Raw genomic sequence first — 23,835 nt, forward strand, 5'->3', positions numbered from 1 at the left:
CCGTTCGACTTGCATGTGTTAGGCACGCCGCCAGCGTTCGTCCTGAGCCAGGATCAAACTCTCCAATAAAGTATATTTATTGAAGCCATTTGTTGGCTCTTACAATCTATTTGGAAATTGTTTTGGTTTTATATATCGCAAGCGATATATAACCGCACATCTGGCTTTTTGATGCATTACTTACATTGTTCAGTTTTCAGGGAACGGTCCGCTTGTTAGGGCGGAATATTATAATAGCATCTTCATTTAATTATGTCAACACTATTATGTACTTAAAATATTGTTTTTTATTGGAAGTTCCGCGCTAATGCTTGGAACTAAGCGACTCACTCATATTCTTGCTTCGCCCCAGCTTGCAACAAGATGGTTCGCTGCTTATGGTGCGGTAGAATGGATTTGAACCATCACGAGGTTGCCCCCGCCAGCCCCTCAAGCTGGTGCGTCTGCCGTTCCGCCACTACCGCATATTCGTTTACTCGATATTCGTGTGTTCGAAATTCGATGGAATTTGCGATATTGCAAATTCCTTATAACAAATTGTTTTTCGATTAATCGATCCTCGACCTATCGAATCATCGAGAATGGTGCGGTCGAGTGGATTTGAACCACCACGAGGTTGCCCCCACTAGCTCCTGAGGCTAGCGCGTCTGCCGTTCCGCCACGACCGCATGCTATTGGTGGATCTACTAGGATTTGAACCTAGGACCCGCCGGTTATGAGCCGGATGCTCTACCAAACTGAGCTATAGATCCAAAATTGGTGGAGGGAGGTGGATTCGAACCACCGAAGTCAAAGACGGCAGATTTACAGTCTGCTCCCTTTAGCCACTCGGGAATCCCTCCGAGATTATTTGAAGGATGTTCTTCGCTAACGCTCAGAACTAAGCGACTCACTCGTATTCTCGCTTCGCCTTTCGGCTCGCGACAACACGGTTCGCTGCTTATCGCTGCTTATGGAGCTGGCGATAGGAATTGAACCCACAACCTGCTGATTACAAGTCAGCTGCTCTACCTATTGAGCTACGCCAGCATTAAGAAGTGACAAACACATTCATTGGAATCTGAAATAACGTCACTTGGATAGTATACACAAAACCAACTTGTTTAGCAATAGGAATCTTATATTTTTTTACACCGACAGCTAATTAGCCAAAAGATACTAAAACTAGGACCCTATTCTTTGCGTTAATCCTGTTAACTAGGCAACTACTTGAGCATATCAGGCCTCTACAATAGGCTGATACACATCTAGTTCGCAATAATTATCTGTTGTCAGCGAAGAATTGATATACTCAAATCTAAATGTATCCGCACATTTAAATCCGGATTTTAATATCCATTTTGAATACATATGGACTAATAAGCGACCTATTTGCCTGCCATTAATCTCATCCGGACGGAAAAAACCGACAAAACGAAATACGACATATTTATGGGCAGGTATTTCTACTCCGTCCATGCCTTCAGGAATTTTCGTCAAATCATGAACCTGGACAGATGGCATATAGTAAATATAGCCTTTACTGCGTTCTCCCCATTCCGTATAACCATAATATGCTTGTGAATCAACAGGGTCCGGTACTCTTTGCCGCTGATGATAAAAGAAATTTCTACCGTACAAATTTGCTGTTTTGTCTCCCGATTTACTCATAATTTTATGTTTGACGCCAATTAAGTATAATTTTTGTTTAAAAACAAAAAAGGGTTTGTATATTGCGGAATTGTGAACAGCATAAATATCATCAATACTTAACCTTTCTGTAAGTCGCAGCGACATTTGTTCAAATCTCACTTTTTGAGGTGTGAACCGAAATTTTTTACGAAACGCCCTAATATACGACTGCTCATACTCAAACCCGTAATTAAAAGCAATATCAATAACCCTCATATCAGAATGAACTAGATCATTAATACTTGCCGAAAGCTTGCGGGCCTGGACATAATCAATTAAAGACTCCCCTGTTAAGGATTTAAACATCCTATGCAAATGGTACTTGGAAATTTCGCAATGTGCCGCAATGTCATCGAGGCTAATCTTATCGTAAAGATGAGCCTCGATAAAGTTCACGCATTTTACTATCGTCTCTTTAGTATCGATCATGATGCTTTTCAACCTCATAAAGTTATAGCCGCTTGGGGCGATTGACGTTCCATATAAATCTCTGTTTGTAAAACATGCTAGAATGCCTTTAAAATCAATGTGGCATTTTGCCCGCCAAAGCCGAACGAATTCGTCATTGCGTAGGAAATTTCCGCCGTTCTGCCTTCATTGGGGATATATTCCAAATCGCATTCAGGATCTGCCGTATTATAATTTATCGTTGGCGGTAAAAACCCCGACTTAAGGGCACATGCTGTAATAATCGCTTCAACGGCTCCTGCGGCTCCCAATAAATGGCCTGTCATAGATTTTGTTGAACTAACAGGAAGTTGATAGGCATATTTTCCAAAAACATTTTTAATTGCTTTTGTTTCGCTTTTGTCATTCAGGGGAGTAGATGTTCCATGAGCATTCACATACCCAATACCGGAAGGCTTGATTCCCGCATCCTGAAGCGCTGTTTGCATACAAAGAATGGCTCCTTCCGCCCCTTCCGGAATTCCCGTAACATGGTAAGCATCATTAGTACACCCATAACCTACCACTTCAGCGACTATCTGTGCACCTCGCTGTAATGCATGGTTCAGTTCCTCGAGAATTAAAACCCCTGCTCCTTCTCCGATTACAAACCCGTCCCGATTCAAATCAAACGGCCTGCTGGCTGAATGAATGTCTGAATTGGTTGTCATCGCCTTCATAGCACAAAAACCGGCAAGTGCCAGTCGGGTTATCGGCGCTTCCGCCCCACCGGCAATAATTAGGTCAGCAGCATCTCGCTGAATAATTTTATAGGCGTCACCAATTGCATTGGTAGATGTCGCACAAGCCGTTACAGGACATTCACTGAATCCCCTGACTTTATACTGAATAGCAACAAGCCCGGTTGCCATATTAGGCAGCATCATCGGCACAAAAAACGGACTCACCCGGTTCGGTCCTTTTTCCTGCAATATACATTGTTGTTTCTCCAGAGTTTCGATGCCGCCAATGCCGGAACCGATAATTACGCCAACTCTCTCCCGATTGATTGTAGCGAGGTCCAGTTGTGCATTGTCAACAGCCAACTTTGTTGCCGCCAACGCATATTGCGCAAATCTATCCATTCTTTTCAATTCTTTTTTCTCAACAAACAGGCTTGCATCAAAATCTTTGATTTCCGCGGCTACTTGCGTAGACATATCACTAACATCAATACGTTCGATTTTGCTGATACCGGATTTTCCGGCTCTTACAGATTCCCATAAAGGGTCCGCACCTATCCCCAGAGAAGTGACCGCACCCATCCCTGTGATCACTACACGTTTTTTCACGACAATTCCTCCAAATTCAATCAGTTTGATTTCGGTACAGATGATCACCTGTGCCCACAAACCGTTAATTTAATCGTCATGAACACTTTAGCACAAACAGTCTTTCAGAAATGAACCGTTATTGCTTTTTCAACTATTCCGCGAAAAAAATAGTGGTGTATTATTAATGGCTTTTGTTATCCTGTCCCTGCTTTAACTGGAGCCAGTGTATTACTAAGCAGTTCCAAGGCAAAACGAATAAATTCTTCCTGAATGAGTACCGGATCGTTATGAAAAGATGGCCCAAATTCCGACAATCGATAAAAAAATCCTATTGTAAAATATATCATTGAATAGGCACTTAGCTTTGAGCCCAAATCCTTGCGAATGCTTCCGTCTTTTTTCCCCTTTTCGATCGTTTCCACTAAAAACTGTACCATTGATGCTTTTATCTCTTCTGCTTTCCGGCAATGAGCATTTTCCTCACCATCTTTTTTGATAAACGGACAAAATTTTAACAACCGGAATGTGTGGGGGAAATCCATGTAAAACTGATAATAGGCAAAAATAAACCGGCGTATCTGTTCAAACCCGTTGTTTTCCTGTTGAACTGCCGCTAGTAAATAATCAAACACTGTTTGATATCCCTTGCAGGCCACGGCAAAATATAAATCCTCTTTGTTGATAAAATATTGATAAAGGGTTTTCTTCGTAAATTCCGCTTCTTTGGCTATCTCATCCATAGAAGCGTCGTCATATCCTTTTTGGTAAAAAATTTTTTCAGCCGCCATGATAATCTCCGCTTCCCGTGTTTGCCTTTCCCGTTGACGTCTGGATAATTTCTGCACTAAAAAATTCCACTCCTTACTCTTGATTTTCAAATTTTTATGTTTTACTATACTATTAGTATACTAAATTAAACATCGGTATATTGTTGTAACTATACGCGTATATTGTAGACCGTACAAATTACCTTTGTCAATGATTTGGCTTAGCCTTTGATGCAGGGAATTCAGTATGGTTTAACGCGGAAGATGAAGGGGAGCGTATTTTTATGGGACAAAGGCAGAAACAATCCATCCTATTTTGCACAACCGGGTTTATTGTGGCAGTTTCATTACTATTAATAGGTTGTTCAAAAACGGAAATACAAAAAGATGAAGTTGCTGTAGTCAATTCGCTGGTGGTAAAAAGTGAAAAAACCGGCCAGGGCGCCAGCTACTCCGGCGAAGTACGGGGCCGGTACGAAAGCCAGCTGGCTTTTCAAGTCGGGGGAAAGATTATCAAACGCCATGTTGATTTGGGTAGTGTTGTCAATGCTAATTGGCGTACAGGATGAAAAAATTTTTATTGAAATTGAAAGCAGTAAACTAGCCCATTGGGCATTGATCCCAATTTAATTGTCAGTACCATTAAAGCGCAGGATGCCATGACCGCTTCCGGCATGATCGATACCTCCTCCGATAATGTTTATTTACGGGTCAGCGGCATGTTCGATAACATCGACAGCATTCGCAATCTGCCGATTCGCGCCAATGACCGCACTTTCCGTTTAGGCGATATTGCCCGGATTGAACGCAGTTACGCCGATCCGATTGAACCAAAAATGTATTATAACGGACAGCCCGCCATCGGCATTGCCATATCTATGGATAAAGGCGGCAACATCCTTACCTTGGGCGCTGATCTTACGAAAACAGTTGCTCAAATCAAAAAGAGTTTGCCGCTTGGGTTAGAACTCAGTCAGGTTTCCAATCAGCCCAAAACTGTTGAAGAGTCCATCAATGAATTTGTGAAATCCTTACGTGAAGCCGTAATCATTGTTTTGCTTGTCAGCTTTCTAAGTCTGGGGATGCGCTCCGGCATGGTGGTGGCCCTATGTATTCCCTTGGTTCTGGCCGGCACCTTTACCTGCATGAAACTCACCGGCATTGACTTACATAAAGTTTCGCTGGGAGCCCTCATCATCGCCTTAGGTCTCCTGGTAGATGATGCCATTATTTCTGTAGAAATGATGAGCGTAAAACTGGAGCAAGGCTGGGATCGTTTTAAGGCTGCTTGTTTTGCCTATACAGCGACCGCATTTCCCATGCTGACAGGGACACTCATCACCTGCGCCGGCTTCATCCCCGTAGGCTTTTCCCAGGGAAGCGCCGCGGAATTTGTTAAAAGCATCTTTACCGTGGTCACTATCGCTCTGGTGATATCCTGGCTGGTATCCGTTTTGGTGACACCTTTATTGGGCTATAAGATAATCAAACCTAAACCGGCAACAAATCACTCGGACATCTATGATACAAAGTTTTACCAATTTTTCCGAAAAACACTCATTTGGTGTCTGTGTCACAGAAAACTGGTACTAGGCATCACACTGGCCAGTTTTATCGGTTCAATTTTTCTCTTCAAATTTGTAAAACAGGAATTTTTTCCGCCATCCATCCGTCCTGAGTTGATTGTGGAAATGACGTTGCCGGAAGGCGCGTCGCTTAAAGCTACCGAGCAAGAGGCAAACCACTTTGCCCAAAGCCTTACTAACGACCCCGACATTGACAACTTCAGCTATTATGTTGGTGAAGGGGCTCCCCGTTTTGTGTTAACCGCCGATCCCACCCTCCCGGCCAATAATTATGCCCAGTTTGTCATTGTAGCCAAGAATCTGGATGCGCGTAACGAATTAAATAAAAAAATAAGCAAATTATTTACGGAAGACTTCGCTAACGTGCGCGGTCATACCAAAGTCATCCTGACCGGCCCGCCCTCACCTTATCCCGTTATACTCAGGGTAACAGGCTATGAACATGAAAAAGTCCGTAACATTGCCCAACAAGTAAGTAATGTCATGGCCGCCAACGCTCAAATTACCCATATTAACTGGGACTGGAACGAAAAAAGCAAGGTCATGCACGTAACGATTGACCAAGACAAAGCCAGAATGCTGGGAATTGACAGCCAGACTTTGGCCACGAATTTGCAAACACAGATATCCGGCACCGCCATATCTGAGTTTAGGGAAAAAGATAAAACCGTGGATATCGTATATCGTGTCAACCGGGAAAGCCGGAAAGATTTATCCCATGTGAAAGACCTCAATGTTCATATCGGCAATGGCCAGTTTGTCCCCTTGGAGCAAATTGCCAAAATCAGTTTTGAGGCCGAAGACGGCCTAATCTGGCGACGTGATCTGAAGCCTACCATTACTGTACAGGCAGATGTCACCGCTGGCGTCACCGGCAATGACATGACAAAACTAGTTTATGAACAACTTAAGGAGTTACGTGAAAACTTGCCGCTGGGCTATAGCATTGATGTCGGCGGTTCGCTCGAACGGAGCAAAACTTCCATGGACTTTTTGCTTCAACCGGTGCCTGCCATGGTGATTATCATTCTTACATTCCTGATGTTTCAGTTGCAAAAAATTTCTCATATGATTTTAACGGTATTAACCGCGCCGCTGGGAGTCATTGGGGTTAGCGTTTCCTTACTGCTGACGCAACGTCCGCTGGGTTTTGTGGCTGAACTGGGCATACTGGCACTTAGCGGCATGATCATCCGGAACTCAGTCATCCTAATCGATCAGATTGAACAGCATATCAACGACGGAGAAACTCCCTGGGATGCCATTATTGACTCTGCCATCCTGCGCTTTCGCCCCATAATGCTGACAGCCGCCGCCGCTATCTTGGGCATGCTACCTTTGATGCAAAGCGTTTTCTGGGGTCCCATGGCCGTTGCCATTGCCGGCGGTTTGCTGGTCGCCACCGTATTAACGCTCTTGGTTTTGCCCACTATGTATGCAGCCTGGTTTAAGATAAAACCTAATTCGCAATTAGAGCAAAAAGATAGTCAACAAAATAACAAAAGTCCTGCAATGCCAGGAAATAATTAAACTCAAACTAGATAAGAAACAACCGCACCCGTTCACTGGTGCGGTTGTCCGTTTATAAATCCTGTATGCTTAAACTTCTGTCTTTCTGGCAATTATACTGCTTACAGCATGCCGATGAGGTATACCGGCTGAATTGCATTCTATAATTTGCTCCTCACAGTGAAGTATCTCCCAGTCATGATAATACCTAGCCAAATCACCAGACAGATAAAAATACTCATTCTTTTCCCAGTCAGGCGCCATCTTGATAAATGGCTTTTCAACAAAAATCAAGTGGGCGTTAAGTCCGCCAGCGCTCGTATGACGTTTATACCTGTCAAAATGATTTTGCCGTTCGGCCACCGGCAAAAATTGCAATGAACCGTGAGAATAAATTACATCATATACATTTCTAAGTTCGTAGCCGATCATATCGGCGTGAAGAATATTGACCTCATGGCCTGACATTTGACTATACTGCCTGATTTTTTCTACACCCGGTGTTGAGATCTCCAACGCATCTACCAGAAAGCCGGATTGTGAGAAATAGACTGCATCCCGTCCTTCTCCGCTGCCAATATCTAATAAACGCTTATCCATTTTAGCCTGCAGAATGTCTACAACTTGTTCGGCAAGCAAAGAATGCTGCGTCCCCCAGTAATATTCCTCTTTCTTGTATTCTCCATCATATGGACCTGTTTTTTCCGTAAAGCATCCGCCAGTTAGTAGGCGGTCAATTGATACTGCCAACGTTTTTGCTAGCTGCGGCAATAATGCAATATCAGGCAAAGCATTGCCTTTTTCCCATTTGGATACAGCTTGCGGGGTAACATTTAAAATAACGCTAATTTGTTCCTGCGTATATCCTAGTTCCTTTCTCAGGGCAGCGATACGCAGTCCAATTTCATGATTTATATGCATAGGTAATCTTCCTTTTCAAGATTATCAGTACTGACAATACCATTGTATCTTGGGAAGATTCCAAAGTCCACCAAGTCGTAGTTGTAACCCGCTGCAAGACATACAACCGCTGGTTGAGTTAAGTACGAAATTGTTCCCGTTTTTGCTGTAACTTTTCATTTACATAGATAAATTGCCGGTAATTAGCGTAAGCAATCGCCATCCCCAGTATTTCGGCCACGGCTACCAAAATAACGACTTTTCCCCAGGGCAGTTTGCCAATGCACCAGGTAGCAAGCGCTGTCCCTATGCCAATGATCACAGGAACCAAAATCCAGAGAAATGTCAATTGACGCTGCTTCTGACCGACCAGCCATAGACAAATACCGCGGCTAAAAGTACCGATGAGGGCACCAGCCAATATCGATGAAAGTAAGATGCGCAGCATGACCGGCTCATAAAATTGTATTACTATTGCCGTTATTCCTACCAGCAACCCAACAAATCCCGAAGCGATGGCTGTCCAAACGTAGGCTTTAAGATTATCTTTTCTATCCATAAAAGTACTCCTCCATAAACTATATTTCCAAAAATGCGCGGAAGTCTTTCATATAGGTTCGTGATACTTCAACTTCCTTATTGTTTGTTAACCGCAGAACATACCTGCCCCCAAACCAGGGTACAATTTCTCGGACATTGACAATATTCACAATTAACGATTTGCTAATGCGAATAAAACCTTTAGCCCGCAGGGCATGTTCCAATTCATAAAGTTTAGATTTAACACTTAAGGATTGCTCTGGAGTTACAAGATACACTGAATTTCCCATGGCTTCAATGTACAATATCCGGTCATGCGGAATAAGTTCAAAAGTTTCTTTACTTTCATGCCAGCCGCCAATTACCTGACGTATACCTTCTCTTCGTCCAGACCGTGTATCAAACAAACCTGTTAAAGTTTCCAAATCCTCTGGTGAAAACCTAATAATCACCCCTTGATCCGGCGCCTCCTGGCCTCGTTCTACCAACGTCACATCACCTTCTTCACCAACCTCCCATCCCCTGGCATCCAGATGCTCTGCCAATAGTGAATGAAGAGCGCGCGAACACAACAGTCGAATATTCATAAAATCCCCTTCACTCTCCTAACCTTTTTTCGTCGGTTATATGCAAATTCATCTCCAACTTTTCTTCAATTATTGTCTTTATATTATATATAGTAATAAAATTCTCCAACGCCAACAATCATTACTTGACAAGTGACAAAAAACACCAGTAAGTAACGATTGGTAATGCGTAAGTTACTAAATTTGGTTGCTGGATATCGGCAAATTCCCCCCCAAAAAAGAAAAACCGCTATCGCGGTCCTTACTTACAATCGTCAACATTACTGAAGTGCGGGCAGCCGTTATGCATAAACGGAGGTTAAGCGCCAGCGTCGGAGCGTTGTCCTTGTACCCACCACCCTTTGTTTTATATAAAATTTATAACATTCTCTTTTCTTGGTGCAGCCTTGGGTACCTCACCTTTTCTATAACCCAGCGCCACCGAATAGAAAGGTCTGAATCCCGCTGGAATGTTCAGAAGCTTTTTATAATGTACGCTTTCCTCGCCATCAAACACGAAAAGGCCATAATTAATCCAGCAGGCACCTAATCCAAGAGCCTCTGCTGCCAGCAATATATTTTGAGTTGCGGCCGCGCAATCCGCTGGCGAACACGGCGTTTGTTCATCGCCTGCAATAATCACTACGGTCGGTGCTTTATGAAATGCGTGAAACTCTTTATTATCGGCTAGCTTTCTGAAAAATTCTATTTTGTGATTCTTAGCGACTTGCTTGGAGGCATCACTTAGTGCTCCAAGCAGTTCTTGGTTTTGGACAACAATAAAATGCCAGGGCTGGTTGCCAATTCCGCTGGGTGCATATTGCCCGGCTTCAAGTATAGCTCGTAAATCTTCCTCCTTGATTTGCTGTTCCGTAAAGTTTCTTATGCTTCTCCGGCTTTTAATTATTTGTAATACCTCATTCATTCTTATCCTCTTCCCTTCACTTTTAAATTCGGCTATTTCCTTCAATATGCACATGATTATTCTATCACTTTTATAATAGAAGAAATTCCTCTTTACGCCAACAATTACATGATAAGTTGCTAAAAACTGCTAATAAGTTGCTTTTAGCAACTTATATGTTACAGTAACTAAAAATTAGGAAGAACAAGCCCGCCTGTTTTCGGCGGGCTTGTTTCAGCATTTATTCATTTTTTAGAAATCTAAGGATTTAATTATTCCCGCTGCAATCAAAAATAGGATCTACATAATTACAGCGCGTGTTTATTTCTTTGATCACCATACCATTGACCCTATCAATTAATTGAGTATGGGCAATCGTGTTACTGCCAGTACCAGTGATCCATGAATGGGCCCGAAATCCCCATTCAGGATAATCCTTATCACAGATAACAGGTTTATTCATCTCGGCATCACATGCTTGCTCTTCAGCGTATGCCTTAGCACCGTCACCCTCTTTAGCAAAGCAACTGCCGGAAATTACACATACCATAACCGTAATCATAAGAATTACTAATAGGCTCTTTTTCACTAAATTCAACTCCCCTTACACTTTTTTATTACGCATTAACTATCAACAAGCCTGGAGGCAACCGTGCTTGTTGGGTTCTACACCTGATGTCGCTTATGCACCTAAACCAATTAGCCTGCTTTGCAGCAATCAGATAAAGCAACGCTTTCATATCCCAAAAATCTGCATTGTTCTCTTCTAGCGTATTTGCACCATCCATGCTTCGCATTCTTTGGCTGCTTACCATAAAATATCCCACCTTCCCGTCCTCTCAATCTTTGCGAACAACACACGTGTGCAAGGTGGCAAGTCATACCTTTTTACCGCTTTACCACGTGTATTGCTAACTTGAGATTTTATCTATACTATAGCAGGATGGTTTAGATATGTATAATACCAAAAAAATCTCTACTTTATATAGAAAACGTATGAATTTTAATATACCTTACTTATTTATTAGGTAAGGCATAAATAAAACGAGCCATCTACACTTATGTAGTGCAGATGGCTCATTTTATTTTGTAAAAAAATGGTTGTATTTCTCGTCACATACTTATTTCATATGAAAATGAGATTATTTATATATTATGAATATCAAAATTTGATTGCTATAATAAAAGCGAAATTATTCAAAAAAAATGTCGAAGGAGGAATCCCTATTGATTTTTACATATCAAAATCGTAAGTTTCTTTTTAGTCTTAGTGCCATAATCGCAATGCTAGCGATGACCGGCTGTAATAACCGTCAGGCAGCGCAACCACCACCTGTTACAGTAAAAGCGCTGCAGGTCATCCAGCAGGATACGCCGGTAACCTACGAATACGTCGGGCAGGTAATCGCTAAAAAAGAAGTACAAATTCGTGCCAAAATATCCGGTAATATTGTGGAGAAAATGGTTAATGGCGGCGATACGGTTACGCAAGGACAGCCGTTATTTCTGCTAGACCGTCGCCAATACGAAGCGGCACTGCTTGAATCGCAGGGACAATTGGCCCAATCAGAAGCCGCGCTGAACAACTCCCATCTGGATACGGTAAGGTACCAGAAACTTGCTGACCAACAGGCAATTGCTAATCAGGTTCTGGACACCGCATTATCAACAGAAAGGCAAAATACCGCTCTGGTCAATGTCAACCGCGCACGCGTACAGCGGGCCGAAGCGGATTTGCAAGATACGTTAATTATTGCGTCTTTCAGCGGTCGCATTGATACAAATGACCTAAGTACTGGCAGTTTTGTCCAGGCTGGTCAGACAATCATTGCTACATTGTCAGCGGTAGATCCGATTTTTATCCAGTTTAGTATGAGTGAAAATGAATATTTGCGTTTTACTCATCTTGGTCTAGGAACTTCGCCGACAGCATGGGGAAACAACTTGCAGCTGATTTTAAGTGACGGTACACGATATCCACTTACCGGTCACATCGAACAGGTTGACAGGGGCTTGGCCCAGGATACGGCAACACTTACCTTGAAATCGGTTTTTGCCAATCCGGATGCTCTGCTTATGCCAGGCATGTTCGCCAGAGTCGTAGCACAAGGCGAAATCCGGCAAGGAGCTTTGCTGATCCCCCAGCGGGCTGTACAGCAATTGCTGGGCAAAACCATGGTTACGATTGTCGGAGAAGATAATAAAGCGGAGGTGCGACCGGTAAAACTTGGGCCTCGTGTTGGCAACATGTGGGTTGTAGAAGAAGGCTTATTAGTAACAGATTCTGTAGTAGTTGAAGGATTCGGCAAAGCTCCGCCCGGCACCGCACTTGAAGTAGAAATGATGAACTCAGACGAATTGCAGAATATCATGAAGAATTAGAGGGTGAAATTATGGCAAAATTTTTTATCGCACATCCGGTTTTTGCCATTGTATTATCAATAATTATTACACTTGTTGGTCTGATTTCCGCTTTTAACGTGCCGATTGACCGTTACCCCCGGATTACGCCGCCACATGTTAGCGTCGAAGCAAACTATCGCGGGGCTAACTCCCAGGTTGTCGAAAAAACGGTTGCCCAGGTACTCGAACAGCAAATCAATGGTATAGAAAATATGGTGTCGATGTTATCGACCAGCGCTGATTCCGGTTCTTATCAGTTGGATATTCAGTTTGAGTTAGAAAAAGACCCGGATACGGCGGTTGTGCAAACACAAAACCGGGTGGCACAAGCCAATTCTTCTCTTCCCCAATCCGTATCGCAAGCCGGTGTTACCGCCAAAAAGGTATCATCCGATTTTGCCCTCGTCTTTGCCTTATGGTCACCAAACGGAACTTATGACAGTACCTTTATGAAAAACTATGGTGATATAAATATTATTGAAGACCTTAAGCGCGTCAAAGGTGTCGGCAATATCAGCGAATACGGCGCCGATTTTAGCATGAGAATCTGGCTGCAGCCTGATAAAATGGCAAAATTAGGTGTTACCACAAGTGATATTGCCAAGGCTATCAACGAACAAAATGTCCAGGCACCGGCCGGAACAATTGGACAGAGGCCTTCACTTAAACAGGAATTCCAATACACCGCAACTGTGCAAGGCCGGCTCACTAAACCGGAGGAATTCGCCAAAATCGTTGTCCGCTCAAGACCGGACGGTTCCTTCATCCGTCTTGGCGATGTAGCTAAAGTTGAAATTGGCGGTAAAAACTATAGTTTTGCTTGTGACCTTAATGGTCACCCAGCTATTTTCTTTATGATTCAGCCGACCACTGATGCTAACCTTTTAGAAACTGTCAGTACTTGTCAAAAGGTCATTGAAGATGCTGCCAAACGTTTTCCTCCTGATCTAAGTTACAAGATGGTTATTGATACGGCTAAATTTGTACGGGAATCACTGAAAGAAGTGATAAAAGCTTTTGTCCTGGCATTATTACTTGTACTACTGGTAGTATTCCTGTTTTTACAAAGCGTCCGGGCCACCTTAATTCCCATGCTGGCCATCCCTGTATCGCTTATCGGTACCTTTGGCGCTTTTCTGGCGCTGGGATTTTCTATCAATACCCTCACTATGTTTGCCATGGTGTTAACTATCGGTCTGGTGGTTGATGACGCCATCGTTGTCATTGAAGCGGTGGAACATCACATGCGTTATAACGGACTTAGTCCGTATGATGCCACTGTGCGGGCCATGAATGAAGTTTCCGGACCGGTTATCGCTATTGCCTTTGTGCTGGCGTCAATTTTTATTCCGGTAGCCTTTATCGGCGGCATGGTAGGCATATTATACAAACAGTTTGCCTTAACAATTGCCATTTCTATGGGGTTATCCGCCATTGTAGCTTTGTCGCTGACGCCGGCGCTTTGCACGCTATTGCTTAAGCCCTACCAGGCTGAGGCACACAGTGGCTTGATCGCCAGGTTTTTCGGAAAATTCAACAGCTGCTTTGAAAAAATGGTAAATCGCTATGGTCAGGGAGTCGCTGAAGTCATTCACCGTTCAGCTATCTCTGTTTCACTCCTCATAGTCTTAATGGCGGCAAGTGCCGGATTATTCCGGATGGTTCCGACTTCCTTTGTACCGCCTGAAGACCAGGGATATTATCTCAATTCCATCAATTTGCCGGAAGCCGCCAGTCTTGACCGCACACAGGAAACAGGCAAAAAAGTCTGCGAGTTACTCAGCTCGCAACCCGGCGTAGAAGACATTGCCATTGTTAGCGGCCTCGATCTGTTGACGAGAGCGACTAAGCCAAATACAGCTAATATGTTTGTCGGGCTTAAACACTGGGATGAACGGACAACACCGGAATTACAGGTTGATCAGGAAATTCGCCAGACTCTGTCACGCACACGGTCATTGCCCGAAGCGTCTGTTCTTTCTTTCAATGCAGCTTCCTTACCCGGGGTTGGTTCGATGGGCGGCTTTACTTTAATGCTCGAAAGCCGGGGTGGTACTTCCGATGAGGAAATGGACCGGATTTCCAAAGAGTTTCTCGCGGCTGCCCGTAAGCGCCCGGAAATTGGCACAGTCTATTCAAACTTCCGGGTAGATACCCCTGGCTACCGTTTTGAAGTAGACCGGGATAAAGTAAAATCACTAGGTATCCCGGTTGATGACGTATTTAATGCTTTGCAAGTATTCCTGGGTGGTCTGGAGGTCAATGATTTTAATATTTTTGACCGCACCTACAAAGTGGTAATCCAGGCTGAAACCCAGTTTCGAAGCGACGTAGACGCCAGCCGATTCTTTTTTGTACGTTCTGCCTCCGGAAAAATGGTGCCGTTAAATACGCTGATAAAACCGGAACCTGTTACCGGGCCATCCTTAATTCAACGGTTCAATAGTTACCGGGCTATTAAAATCGGTGGTACCCCAGCCTCAGGTTATAGCTCAGGACAGGCATTAACCGCTTTGGAAGAAGTGGCCACGCAAACACTGCCGAAAACGTTTAGTTACGAATGGTCGGATCAAAGCCGGGAGGAAAAAATATCCGGCGGCCGTGCCCCTATCGTGTTTTGTTTGGCATTGCTTTTTATGTTTCTCTGTTTGGCAGCACTGTACGAAAGCTGGAGTATTCCGTTAGCGATTATCCTTTGCATACCTACAGGTGTTTTTGGTGCCTTCTTATTTCAGTATGTAACTCATTTGGACAATAACATTTATATGCAAATTGGACTCGTCATGTTGATCGGGCTGATGGCTAAAAATGCCATACTGATTGTGGAATTCGCCAAAGTCAGAGTCGATAGCGGCATGGAGCCGGTACAGGCTGCTATTGAAGCGGCTACCATTCGTTTGCGTCCCATTCTAATGACTTCACTGGCTTTTATCATCGGGTGTATTCCTTTGGCCCTTGCGACCGGAGCCGGTGCCGGTGCAAGGAAAGCCATGGGAACAGCCGTTGTTGGCGGTATGCTCGTAGGTACAGTCCTCGGAATATTTTTAATCCCGGTGCTCTTTGTTGTTATTGAAAAAGTATCCGGAAAAGTTATGATCCGCAACTGGCTAGGAAAGCTACGCCCATGCCTTAAAGGAGGCATTCGTAAATAAAACAAATTCTTACCTTTAGCAAGGGCGGCAGAAATAAGACAACGAAGCAAAACAGGGGCACCACACTAAATTCTTAGTGCGGCAGCCCCTTATCTTTCTTCAAATAACCTTACTATATGTATTCTTACTAGAACCCCATTAACTGCTTGATATGCTGGCAATTTTCTGCTGATGTCAGCATCGCTAATAATGTAAAAGCTACCTCCAAGGCTGTTGCCGGCGACGAGGAAGTAATAATGTTGCCGTCAATTACGAGCGGCTGGTTAACAACATTAACTCCAAAAGCGGCTAGTTGTTGCAACCGGCAACCATTGCCCAAATGATATGTCGTCCCTTGTCGCCCGCATAAGACGCCGCTTTTTCCCAAAGATAAGGCGCCAACGCAAATCGCAGCGATAATTTTTCCCGCCTGGTCAAAATTTCGAATCACGGAAGAAAATTCATCGCTATAGGCATCTTCATAAAAGCCGTATGATTCATACCCTCCCGGAATTGCCAAAGCATCAAATTCTGCAACATTAACCTCTGAAGTCAATAATTCGGGAATAACGGTTAAATGTCCGGTACAAACCAGTTTTTTACGTTTGCCACAAGATATTAATTTAGTTGAGCCGTCACCTTCAACCATATTCCAATCAAGTACATCGGTAAAAACACTGGCTTCATAGGTCTCAAAACCGTTTGCCAGCAATAACAAAATTTTTTTCATGCTATCACCATCCTATGGTTATCGTTGTTCCTATCAATCAATTGTATTTTCAAATATCGCGAGCCATCAAGTAAATACCGCCTTCGTGCTTAATTTTTGCTTCATTTTTAAATTCGATTTCCTTTATCGTTGTAAACCTGTTAGATAAGATATTATCTTGCGGCTCCCAGCATACCATCAACATACTTTTTGACTTCCTGGATGTATATTTCGTCAGGAATAAACTTTTGTTCTAATCGCGTCATCGTTTCTGCTGTTAATTTTTTATTAGTGGCAATTTCCCTGCCCGCCGTTTCCAATGCTTTTAGATACTGAGATACAATTGTTCCCACCTCACTTTCTTTTATGCCCAGGAGAGCGCCTTGTGACGCGTATATTTCGGCAATTACCTCCGTATTAAGATTGCGCGCATGCCGTTTAATCCAGTGAGAGATTACCTGAAAATGCGACCGTTCAGGATAGCCGCAATTAGCTATCATCACCAATTGAGGCGATATTCCCGTTGTCAAATGGCGGCATTCTTCCTCACTATCCTTGCCCCAGTACGGACTGACTGTGACCATCATCCGGTCCATAAAGACTTTGAGCAGACTGGAAATGTTGTCAAAATAAAGCGGCGTAGCAAAAACCCGGATATCTGCGTCTTTTATCAAATCTACGATGTCAGCCATATCATCTTCTATTACGCACTTTCCCGGGTTTTGGAACCAGCAGGCTTTACAGGCCTTGCAATAATCGATCTTTTTTTCCGACAAAAAAATAGTTACGACTTCCGCCCCGGCCTCCGCAGCACCTTTTAAGAAAGCGGTAACCATAATATTGGTATTCCCCTTCTTGCCCCGGTGACTGCCATTAATTACGGCAATTTTCATTGACCTCACTTCTTTCCTCTAATCTATTAGCCATTATACCTGCAAAATCCAGTAAATTGCAGTCTTAAAATTAAATCCATATTATGGTATAATATTCATAGAAAATAATGACTTTTTAAGTTACTTTTATGCTTTAACGGCTTTAAGAAAAACTTAATTTTATAAGAAAAACCGCTAGCGCGGTCCTTACAACCGTAAACGGTACTGAGACGCAGGCGGCCGTTATGCATAAGCGGAGGTTAAGCGCCAGCGGCGGAGCGTTGTATGACCGCCGCCTGCGCCGGGCCTTGTACCCGCACCCTTTGTTTTATAAGGTCTCAGCACCACCCAAAACTTATAATTTCTGATACATTAAGAAAAGACTTGGCTTGTGCCAAGTCCTTTAGGACGCCGGCAGAAAGCTTAGTCGTTCTTACTTATTATCAGAAAGGGTTATACTTTCTGATAAGCAAAAATAAACCTATCCGGATTTCTTTACTCCGGATAGGTTTTTCTTGCTTTGCCATGTCCCTACTATTTAAGAAACCAGCCCACCGTCATGATAAAAAATATAATTGTTCTCAATTGTTAAAAGATTAAATCACTGCCCCTCAAATCAAATCTCTCTGCAGCCAAAATACCTAAAGCATCAAAAAACATTGGAACTATCATTTAAGGTGCCTTCTGCCGTTCCAGGTTCATCCCCTTCTTGACTATATCTCTGATTTGTTTATAATTATAGCTACAGATTTTTAATACGCAAAATACAAAAATAATCTCAATTTTATATTAAAAAAATATAGGAGATCATTGTTTATGGATATTAGAAGACTTCAATATTTCCTTGCTGTAGCGGAAGAAGGTCAAATAACTAAGGCTGCCCAAACCTTACATATGGCTCAGCCACCGCTGAGTCAACAGCTTAAGTTGCTGGAAACTGAATTGGGAGTTCAGTTAATCGACAGATGTGGCAGCCGTAAAATCAGATTAACAACTGCCGGACAGGCATTGCGAAGCCGCGCTGAACAAATAATGGAATTGATCAATCAAACGGAAAAAGAAGTGAAAGATGTGGGTGACGGATTTCAGGGGACACTAGCGATTGGAATTGCAATGCCCTGGGGTATCACTTTAGGAGCTTCCTTTTTATTAACAAAAATTTGCAGCTTCCATAAGTGTTATCCGGAAATTAACTTTCAATTATGGGAAGGCGATATATGCAGAATTGAGGACTTACTAACCAGGCGAGTAATAGAAATCGGCATTACAAGACTTCCGGCTAATTTAGATATCTATGAAACAATTTCTCTGCCTTCTGAACCTGTTGCTGCCGCATTTACGCCAAAATGGCATACTGATTTATCGACAAATACTATACCATTAGCCGCTCTCGCGGATAAACCGCTTATCGTATACCGCAAGTATGAGGAACGACTTTTGAAGTATTATCAGCAGCTTGGGTTAAAACCAAGAATACTTTGCACACACGATGATATTCGCTCTATGCTGTTGTGGGCAAATGCCGGACTTGGTGTGGCCTTTGTACAAAAATCCGCGGCGAACTTAGTTCCCAATAGCAATTTACTATTCAAAGAAATTATCGAACCGACGTTAATGACAAGAACGCTTTCCGTCATTTGGCAGAAAGACCGCTATCTTTCTGCTGCTGCCCGGCATTTTATAGAGTTAGTAAAACAGGATAACAACTAAATTGAACATTTAAACCTAAACCCCCTGCATTTTTTATTGCAGGGGGTTATGTTTAATAATCATCATACTTTTTTCATATGAAATTTCAATTATTTTTGTATTATACATATTAAAATTCACTTGGTATAATTAAAAACAATTAGATTGGCCTAACCGAATGCCTAAACCATGGCAAAGTTCTTTTCAGCAGTAATTCATTTTAAGGATATAACGAAAAGAGGAGTAAGTATGATTAAGAAAACAAGTCAGGAATATGTACAAGAAAGACTCTGGACAGCATCGTTTATACTCATTATCGCCGTAAATTTTTTTACTTATGTCGGTAATTTTATGTTATTATCTACGCTCCCACTACTAATGCTCCATATTGGCGGAAGCAAAGTGGCTGCCGGACTGGTAACCGGTATCTATTCTTTAACAGGCTTTGTGTCACGTTTACAAATAGGAACCTTGCTGGACAGAAGGGGTAAAGTACCGATTATGTTTGCCGGATTGAGCTTACTATTGTTAATCATCATGTCTTACAATGCACTAGCCTATTCGGTTGCCTTATTATTGCTGCTAAGGGCTGTCCATGGTATCGGCTGGAGTACAGTAACCACCTCAACAAACACAATTGCTTCTGATTTAATTCCAGCTACCCGTAGAAATGAAGGCATGGGTTTTTTCGGCATTTCCATATCGTTGGCAATGGTTATCGGGCCTGGATTAGGTTTATTTATTGTTGAACATTATAGCTATACGTTGCTTTTCCTGCTTTCAGCCTGTTTCATTGTACTGGCCTTAGCTACCGAATGGGGCAAGAAATATTGTTGCCAAAATCAAATAAGTATGGTTGAATCGGTTACGGAAAAAACACCGGCACCTGCAGCGCAGAAAAAAATTGCAGTTATCGAGCAAACTGCTTTATGGCCCTCTTTCTTATTTTTTATCATTGTTACAACTTATTCTACCATTATGATTTTTTTGCCACCCTACGCAAGTGAAAGAGGTATAACAAATATCGGGACATTTTTTATTGTCATTGCTTTGGTAATGATGTTTACAAGACTGACAACCGGCCGGATTGCCGACCGCTATGGAGCTACCAAAGTCTTAGTGCCTGGCATGTTCTTACTGGCAATTGCCTTACAGATATTATTCTTTTCCTCATCCTTGCCATTATTTTTGCTTGCCGCTGTTTTTTACGGTTTGGGCTACGGAATCGTTCAGCCTGTTTTAAATGCACTGGTGGTTTCCCGTGCCCCGGTTGACAGAAGAGGTGCCGCCAATGCTACCTTTTTATGTGCCATGGATTTGGGAGGGATTCTTGGTGCCGTTGTTTGGGGTATTGTCGCCCAGCTAGTTGGCTTTAGTTATATTTACATTGCTTCTTCTATCTTAATAGTTTTAGCTGTTATTTTGTATTTAGCAACAGTAAAAAAACTACTAAACTTAATGTAGTGAATTCAGTTCCATATCAGCTATGCCGACGCACCAAGTGCTAGTGCGTTTATTTCATTTTATCCGCTTCTTTAGTTTAAGCTTATTTAAAAAATCTGCTGAGTCTACCTGATGTAATCTATCAATAGGTGCTTGCCTGAGAGAAGCTCTTATGAACTCAACCGTCTGCTCCAAGCCAGATAAATCCTGCGTGTAATTTACTTTATTTTCTCGCCGATAATAACTAAACAGTTTAGCACCATCCAATTTTCCATCCGTAAATAATTCCTCTTTTAATAAATCAAGCATCCAGCGATAGCGGGGAAAAATATGAAAATGGAAGTGTAGGGTTTCCTCTGCTAAATTTAATATATACACTTTTTCAACATCAGGGATTTGCTGCAGAATAGCCGTAATCTTTTTTAAACTCATTGCCATCGCCATTATCTCTGTTTGTGTCAAATCTTGATAGGCCGCCACATGCCGCACTGGCGAAAGAATTAGATACCCGGGAATGTTAACATCAATACAGTGGTGAATAATAATCTCATTGTCCTTATAAATTAAACTACCGGGAGGTATTTTCGTACCATCCACGATACAGCATGTTAAACACATCTAATCTTCCTCCAAAACATCCATTTAAAAGAAATATGTTAGAAAGTTTAAACAGGCAGACCGCTTGCGCATCTCAAATAGGCCAAAATAAGTTTATGGGGGTTTGCAGGTGTTGAACTTAGTTGTGGCTGGAATAATGTCGCGATATAAAACTTATTATGGGGTAACTCAAGTATTCTTGCCTCGCCTTTCTCATCAGTGCCAACCACTTTAAAGCCATTTTCATTGATTAAATTTTGATACTTAGGATTTACTCCAAAATTACAATTATAACGTTCTTCAACTTCTGTTTTGCAATAAAAATTAAAAATCTTTGAGCTTTGCTTTATAAAAATTTTACGTGTTTCTCCAATCAAAGAACAAGACAGAGCCGTAATAAATAAGTTCGATGCATCCGGGTTGTATTCTTCATGTCGTACGTCATTTAGTTTTAATATATTCTGAGCATACTCAATAACGGCATGTTGAAATCCGCCACACGTTCCGATAAAAGGATAATCTTTTTCTCTCGCGAAACGAATTGCATTAATTGCTCCTTTCATGCTCTTATAAGGACTTCCTGGCGCACACCACAGTCCGTCAAAATTGCTCATTTTTTTATCGATATCGCCTTCCAGCGATTCGGTAGACAGCCATTGTAAGTCTAGCTTCATTTTCAAATAACCGGCACAATGCTGTAATGCCTCATTTGTCGCTTTGTGTGATGCCCGTTCCTTATCAAAATCGCCAATTACTCCTATTTTAATTAAACTACTCATGTTTCATACCTCTCTAAGTGAAGATCTTTTTTCGATAACTCCCTGCCTATTTTTTCAATGTTGTCGAGAATTAGCAAGAAACCAGTCATACAATTCATGATTTTTATATACACCGGCAATATAGTGTCCCTGATCGGGCAAAACAGTGAAGCGAGGCGTACCTCCTTGCTTGCGTAATTCACTAATCATAGCTTCATGATTTTTTAGTGGAAGAACAGTATCTTTTTCTCCATGGAAAGCCCATACCGGCATTGAAAGAAAACCTTTATTCCAATTATCGGGAATAACTGGATTTGATGCTAGTGGAGCGATCGCCGCGAAGTACTCCGGATGCTGACATGCCAGATACCATGTTCCATTCCCGCCCAAACTTGTTCCTGTCAAATAAACTCGCTCTTGATCGATACGATATTTACGCAACACATCATCAAGCAGTGCAGCCAAAATATCTGACTTTTCCAGCCAATCTTCCCCTTCAGGACATTGTGGTGCAAGAACAACAAATGGAAAATTGGCACTTTGTTCAGCAACCCAGGGAGGCCCATAGCTTTTTACAAGTTCTAAATCTTGCCCTCGTAAAGAACCTCCGTGTAAAAATAAAATCATTGGCCACTGATTTGTCGTTTGGGTATATCCCGCAGGAAAAATAATCAGGTATTGAATTTTTTGATCATGATACATAAAGGCACTTGTCTTTTCCACAAAACCATCTGATGGTTCGATCGTTTCAGATGTACTTGGTGTAAGCGCAGATGCAGGTTCAATCGTTGTAACCTTTTGTTCATTAACCTGATAATCATTTTGCCTAAAGTAGCCTAATGCTACGATTACGAGAAAGATGAAGATACCAGCAATTTTTTTCAAAATAGCAATCCCCTTCTTATGGCGGCGTTATTGCGGGATAATACAGACTATCCCCATATATAATTCCTACAATGTCATCAAAGGTTATTGGACCGTTGTGGGGATCTCAAACGGGCCTGCTCTATATGACGGGAAATAGCGGTTACTATTTCCGGCCAAACCCCTGTGGGAAGATCGTGCCCCATTCCGTCAATGATCAATAAATCTGCCCCAGGAATTACGTGAGCTGTATCTTTTCCCGCCTCGACTGGGATCAGCGGATCACCGGACCCGTGTATGACGAGTGTTGGGGCTTTAATGGATGAAAGCGCTGCTGTTCTATCGCCACGGGAAAGAATAGCCATATTTTGACGCGCCATTCCCTGTGGGTAATATGAGCGGTCATAACTCTTCTCTAGGTATGTCCGAGCTCTTTTTTCCTCAAAGGGAAAGCCGGGGCTCCAAATCTTTCGCCATACATTTATATTGTGTTCAATATATGCTGTGCGCTCCGTCGGCGGCGGTGCGACAACGGCAGCTATCGCGTCCGGCTTTCCCTGCGGAAGATGGGGATTTCCCGTGTTTGACATGATGGAAATCAGACTCAGAACGTGCTGTGGATGCCTATAAGAAACAACTTGGGCTATCATGCCGCCCATCGAAGCGCCGCAGATATGCGCTTTTTCAATGTGCAAAGCATCAAGTAACCCCACACAGTCGTCTGCCATATCGTCTAAAGAATATGCCGCTGCAACATCCTTGCCTTCCATAGCGGCTTTGATTGCAGCCATAATATCTGGGACTCCAGTTTCATCAAATTTTGTCGAAAGACCCGCATCGCGATTGTCAAAGCGAATAACAAAAAGCCCCGTTTTCGCTAATAATTCGCAGAACTCGGCATCCCAGAAGAGCAGTTGGGCACCATTGCCGGCGATTAATAGTAAGGCGGGAGAAGACCTATCGCCGAAAGTATCATATTCAATCTGAATTCGATTGGCCGTCACATTAGGCATTGTTTTTCTCCTCCAAATCTGCTTATCATTTAAATTGCATTATATTCAAAATAAATCTCAAAAAAATGCTCCTGTAAATGGGTTATTTTATTCAGTCGACTTTCCTTACTGAAAAAGCGCGGCGACTTTCTTTGTCAGCAACCGTAAATTCCATTCCGGAAAAGGCGGTCAAACCACCAGAATAATTTATTG

Annotated in this window: 19 protein-coding genes, 5 tRNA genes, 1 rRNA gene and 1 pseudogene; 6 read left to right on the forward strand and 20 right to left on the reverse strand. The window is 42.6% G+C overall.

The features are described from left to right. The 9 genes from BLR65_RS21550 to BLR65_RS21590 all read right to left on the reverse strand — a co-directional run. Positions 1 to 69, reverse strand: a 16S ribosomal RNA gene (locus tag BLR65_RS21550); the annotation flags it as partial. Positions 70 to 378: 309 nt separating this feature from the next. After that, a tRNA-Leu gene (locus BLR65_RS21555) sits at positions 379 to 464 on the reverse strand. A gap of 118 nt (positions 465 to 582) precedes the next feature. Beyond that, positions 583 to 668 (reverse strand) — tRNA-Leu (locus BLR65_RS21560). Between the two features lie 7 nt (positions 669 to 675). After that, positions 676 to 752 (reverse strand) — tRNA-Ile (locus tag BLR65_RS21565). A 5-nt stretch (positions 753 to 757) separates the two neighbouring features. Continuing rightward, positions 758 to 842 (reverse strand) — tRNA-Tyr (locus BLR65_RS21570). A gap of 111 nt (positions 843 to 953) precedes the next feature. Further along, positions 954 to 1,029 (reverse strand) — tRNA-Thr (locus BLR65_RS21575). 189 nt (positions 1,030 to 1,218) lie between these two features. Then, entirely contained in the window at positions 1,219 to 2,100 is an 882-nt protein-coding gene (locus BLR65_RS21580; RefSeq protein ID WP_093796250.1) for an AraC family transcriptional regulator, read from the reverse strand. Positions 2,101 to 2,177: 77 nt separating this feature from the next. Beyond that, positions 2,178 to 3,410, reverse strand: coding sequence for a beta-ketoacyl-ACP synthase II (fabF, locus tag BLR65_RS21585; protein ID WP_093796251.1), 1,233 nt, complete (start codon positions 3,408 to 3,410; stop codon positions 2,178 to 2,180). 176 nt (positions 3,411 to 3,586) lie between these two features. After that, positions 3,587 to 4,237: a TetR/AcrR family transcriptional regulator gene (locus tag BLR65_RS21590; RefSeq protein WP_093796252.1), complete on the reverse strand. Its 651-nt coding sequence runs from the start codon at positions 4,235 to 4,237 to the stop codon at positions 3,587 to 3,589. Between the two features lie 206 nt (positions 4,238 to 4,443). On the opposite strand from BLR65_RS21590, the gene BLR65_RS21595 reads away from it, so the two are divergent. Together BLR65_RS21595 and BLR65_RS21600 are read left to right on the forward strand one after the other, a co-directional pair. Further along, the gene (locus BLR65_RS21595) at positions 4,444 to 4,728 is read left to right on the forward strand and encodes a hypothetical protein (protein ID WP_093796253.1); all 285 of its coding nucleotides are present in this window, start codon (positions 4,444 to 4,446) and stop codon (positions 4,726 to 4,728) included. Further along, a pseudogene (locus tag BLR65_RS21600) lies at positions 4,709 to 7,275 on the forward strand (efflux RND transporter permease subunit); the annotation flags it as partial. The gene BLR65_RS21595 and the pseudogene BLR65_RS21600, both read left to right, overlap by 20 nt. A 69-nt stretch (positions 7,276 to 7,344) precedes the next feature. On the opposite strand, the gene BLR65_RS21605 reads toward BLR65_RS21600, so the two are convergent. The 5 genes from BLR65_RS21605 to BLR65_RS21625 all read right to left on the reverse strand — a co-directional run bounded on the left by BLR65_RS21605 (position 7,345) and on the right by BLR65_RS21625 (position 10,753). Further along, on the reverse strand, positions 7,345 to 8,175 hold the full coding sequence (locus BLR65_RS21605) for a helix-turn-helix domain-containing protein (RefSeq protein ID WP_093796254.1): 831 nt from the start codon (positions 8,173 to 8,175) through the stop codon (positions 7,345 to 7,347). Positions 8,176 to 8,293: 118 nt separating this feature from the next. Continuing rightward, positions 8,294 to 8,713, reverse strand: coding sequence for a hypothetical protein (locus BLR65_RS21610; RefSeq protein ID WP_093796255.1), 420 nt, complete (start codon positions 8,711 to 8,713; stop codon positions 8,294 to 8,296). Between the two features lie 19 nt (positions 8,714 to 8,732). Next, the gene (locus BLR65_RS21615) at positions 8,733 to 9,281 is read right to left on the reverse strand and encodes a LytTR family DNA-binding domain-containing protein (RefSeq protein ID WP_093796256.1); all 549 of its coding nucleotides are present in this window, start codon (positions 9,279 to 9,281) and stop codon (positions 8,733 to 8,735) included. A gap of 346 nt (positions 9,282 to 9,627) precedes the next feature. Then, on the reverse strand, positions 9,628 to 10,230 hold the full coding sequence (locus BLR65_RS21620; RefSeq protein ID WP_211285172.1) for a nitroreductase family protein: 603 nt from the start codon (positions 10,228 to 10,230) through the stop codon (positions 9,628 to 9,630). A gap of 202 nt (positions 10,231 to 10,432) precedes the next feature. Next, positions 10,433 to 10,753: a hypothetical protein gene (locus tag BLR65_RS21625; protein WP_093796257.1), complete on the reverse strand. Its 321-nt coding sequence runs from the start codon at positions 10,751 to 10,753 to the stop codon at positions 10,433 to 10,435. 638 nt (positions 10,754 to 11,391) lie between these two features. Between BLR65_RS21625 and BLR65_RS21635 the strand changes: the two genes are divergently transcribed. Then, positions 11,392 to 12,546, forward strand: coding sequence for an efflux RND transporter periplasmic adaptor subunit (locus BLR65_RS21635; protein WP_245692972.1), 1,155 nt, complete (start codon positions 11,392 to 11,394; stop codon positions 12,544 to 12,546). 11 nt (positions 12,547 to 12,557) lie between these two features. Then, positions 12,558 to 15,719, forward strand: coding sequence for an efflux RND transporter permease subunit (locus tag BLR65_RS21640; RefSeq protein ID WP_093796260.1), 3,162 nt, complete (start codon positions 12,558 to 12,560; stop codon positions 15,717 to 15,719). 127 nt (positions 15,720 to 15,846) lie between these two features. Here the strand turns inward: BLR65_RS21640 and BLR65_RS21645 are convergent, their stop codons facing one another. Continuing rightward, entirely contained in the window at positions 15,847 to 16,428 is a 582-nt protein-coding gene (locus BLR65_RS21645) for a DJ-1/PfpI family protein (RefSeq protein WP_093796261.1), read from the reverse strand. Positions 16,429 to 16,580: 152 nt separating this feature from the next. Then, positions 16,581 to 17,300, reverse strand: a complete 720-nt coding sequence (locus BLR65_RS21650; RefSeq protein WP_093796262.1) for a flavodoxin family protein — start codon at positions 17,298 to 17,300, stop codon at positions 16,581 to 16,583. 795 nt (positions 17,301 to 18,095) lie between these two features. Here BLR65_RS21650 and BLR65_RS21655 point away from each other — a divergent pair. After that, positions 18,096 to 18,989: a LysR family transcriptional regulator gene (locus BLR65_RS21655; protein ID WP_093796263.1), complete on the forward strand. Its 894-nt coding sequence runs from the start codon at positions 18,096 to 18,098 to the stop codon at positions 18,987 to 18,989. Positions 18,990 to 19,217: 228 nt separating this feature from the next. Further along, positions 19,218 to 20,432, forward strand: a complete 1,215-nt coding sequence (locus BLR65_RS21660; RefSeq protein WP_169716926.1) for an MFS transporter — start codon at positions 19,218 to 19,220, stop codon at positions 20,430 to 20,432. A gap of 54 nt (positions 20,433 to 20,486) precedes the next feature. On the opposite strand, the gene BLR65_RS21665 is transcribed toward BLR65_RS21660, so the two are convergent. From BLR65_RS21665 to BLR65_RS21680, 4 genes are all read right to left on the reverse strand, one after another. Beyond that, entirely contained in the window at positions 20,487 to 21,029 is a 543-nt protein-coding gene (locus tag BLR65_RS21665; protein WP_093796265.1) for an HIT family protein, read from the reverse strand. Between the two features lie 47 nt (positions 21,030 to 21,076). Next, positions 21,077 to 21,787 (reverse strand): CTP synthase C-terminal region-related (seleno)protein, encoded by a 711-nt coding sequence (locus BLR65_RS21670; RefSeq protein ID WP_093796266.1) that lies wholly within the window; start codon positions 21,785 to 21,787, stop codon positions 21,077 to 21,079. A 54-nt stretch (positions 21,788 to 21,841) separates the two neighbouring features. Next, positions 21,842 to 22,651: a carboxylesterase family protein gene (locus BLR65_RS21675; RefSeq protein ID WP_093796267.1), complete on the reverse strand. Its 810-nt coding sequence runs from the start codon at positions 22,649 to 22,651 to the stop codon at positions 21,842 to 21,844. Between the two features lie 77 nt (positions 22,652 to 22,728). Then, a complete protein-coding gene (locus tag BLR65_RS21680; RefSeq protein WP_093796268.1) occupies positions 22,729 to 23,643 on the reverse strand; it encodes an alpha/beta fold hydrolase in 915 nt (304 codons plus the stop codon). Between the last annotated feature and the right edge of the window lie 192 nt (positions 23,644 to 23,835).

The sequence above is a fragment of the Sporomusa acidovorans genome, assembly GCF_900101845.1.
Classification (GTDB): domain Bacteria; phylum Bacillota; class Negativicutes; order Sporomusales; family Sporomusaceae; genus Sporomusa; species Sporomusa acidovorans.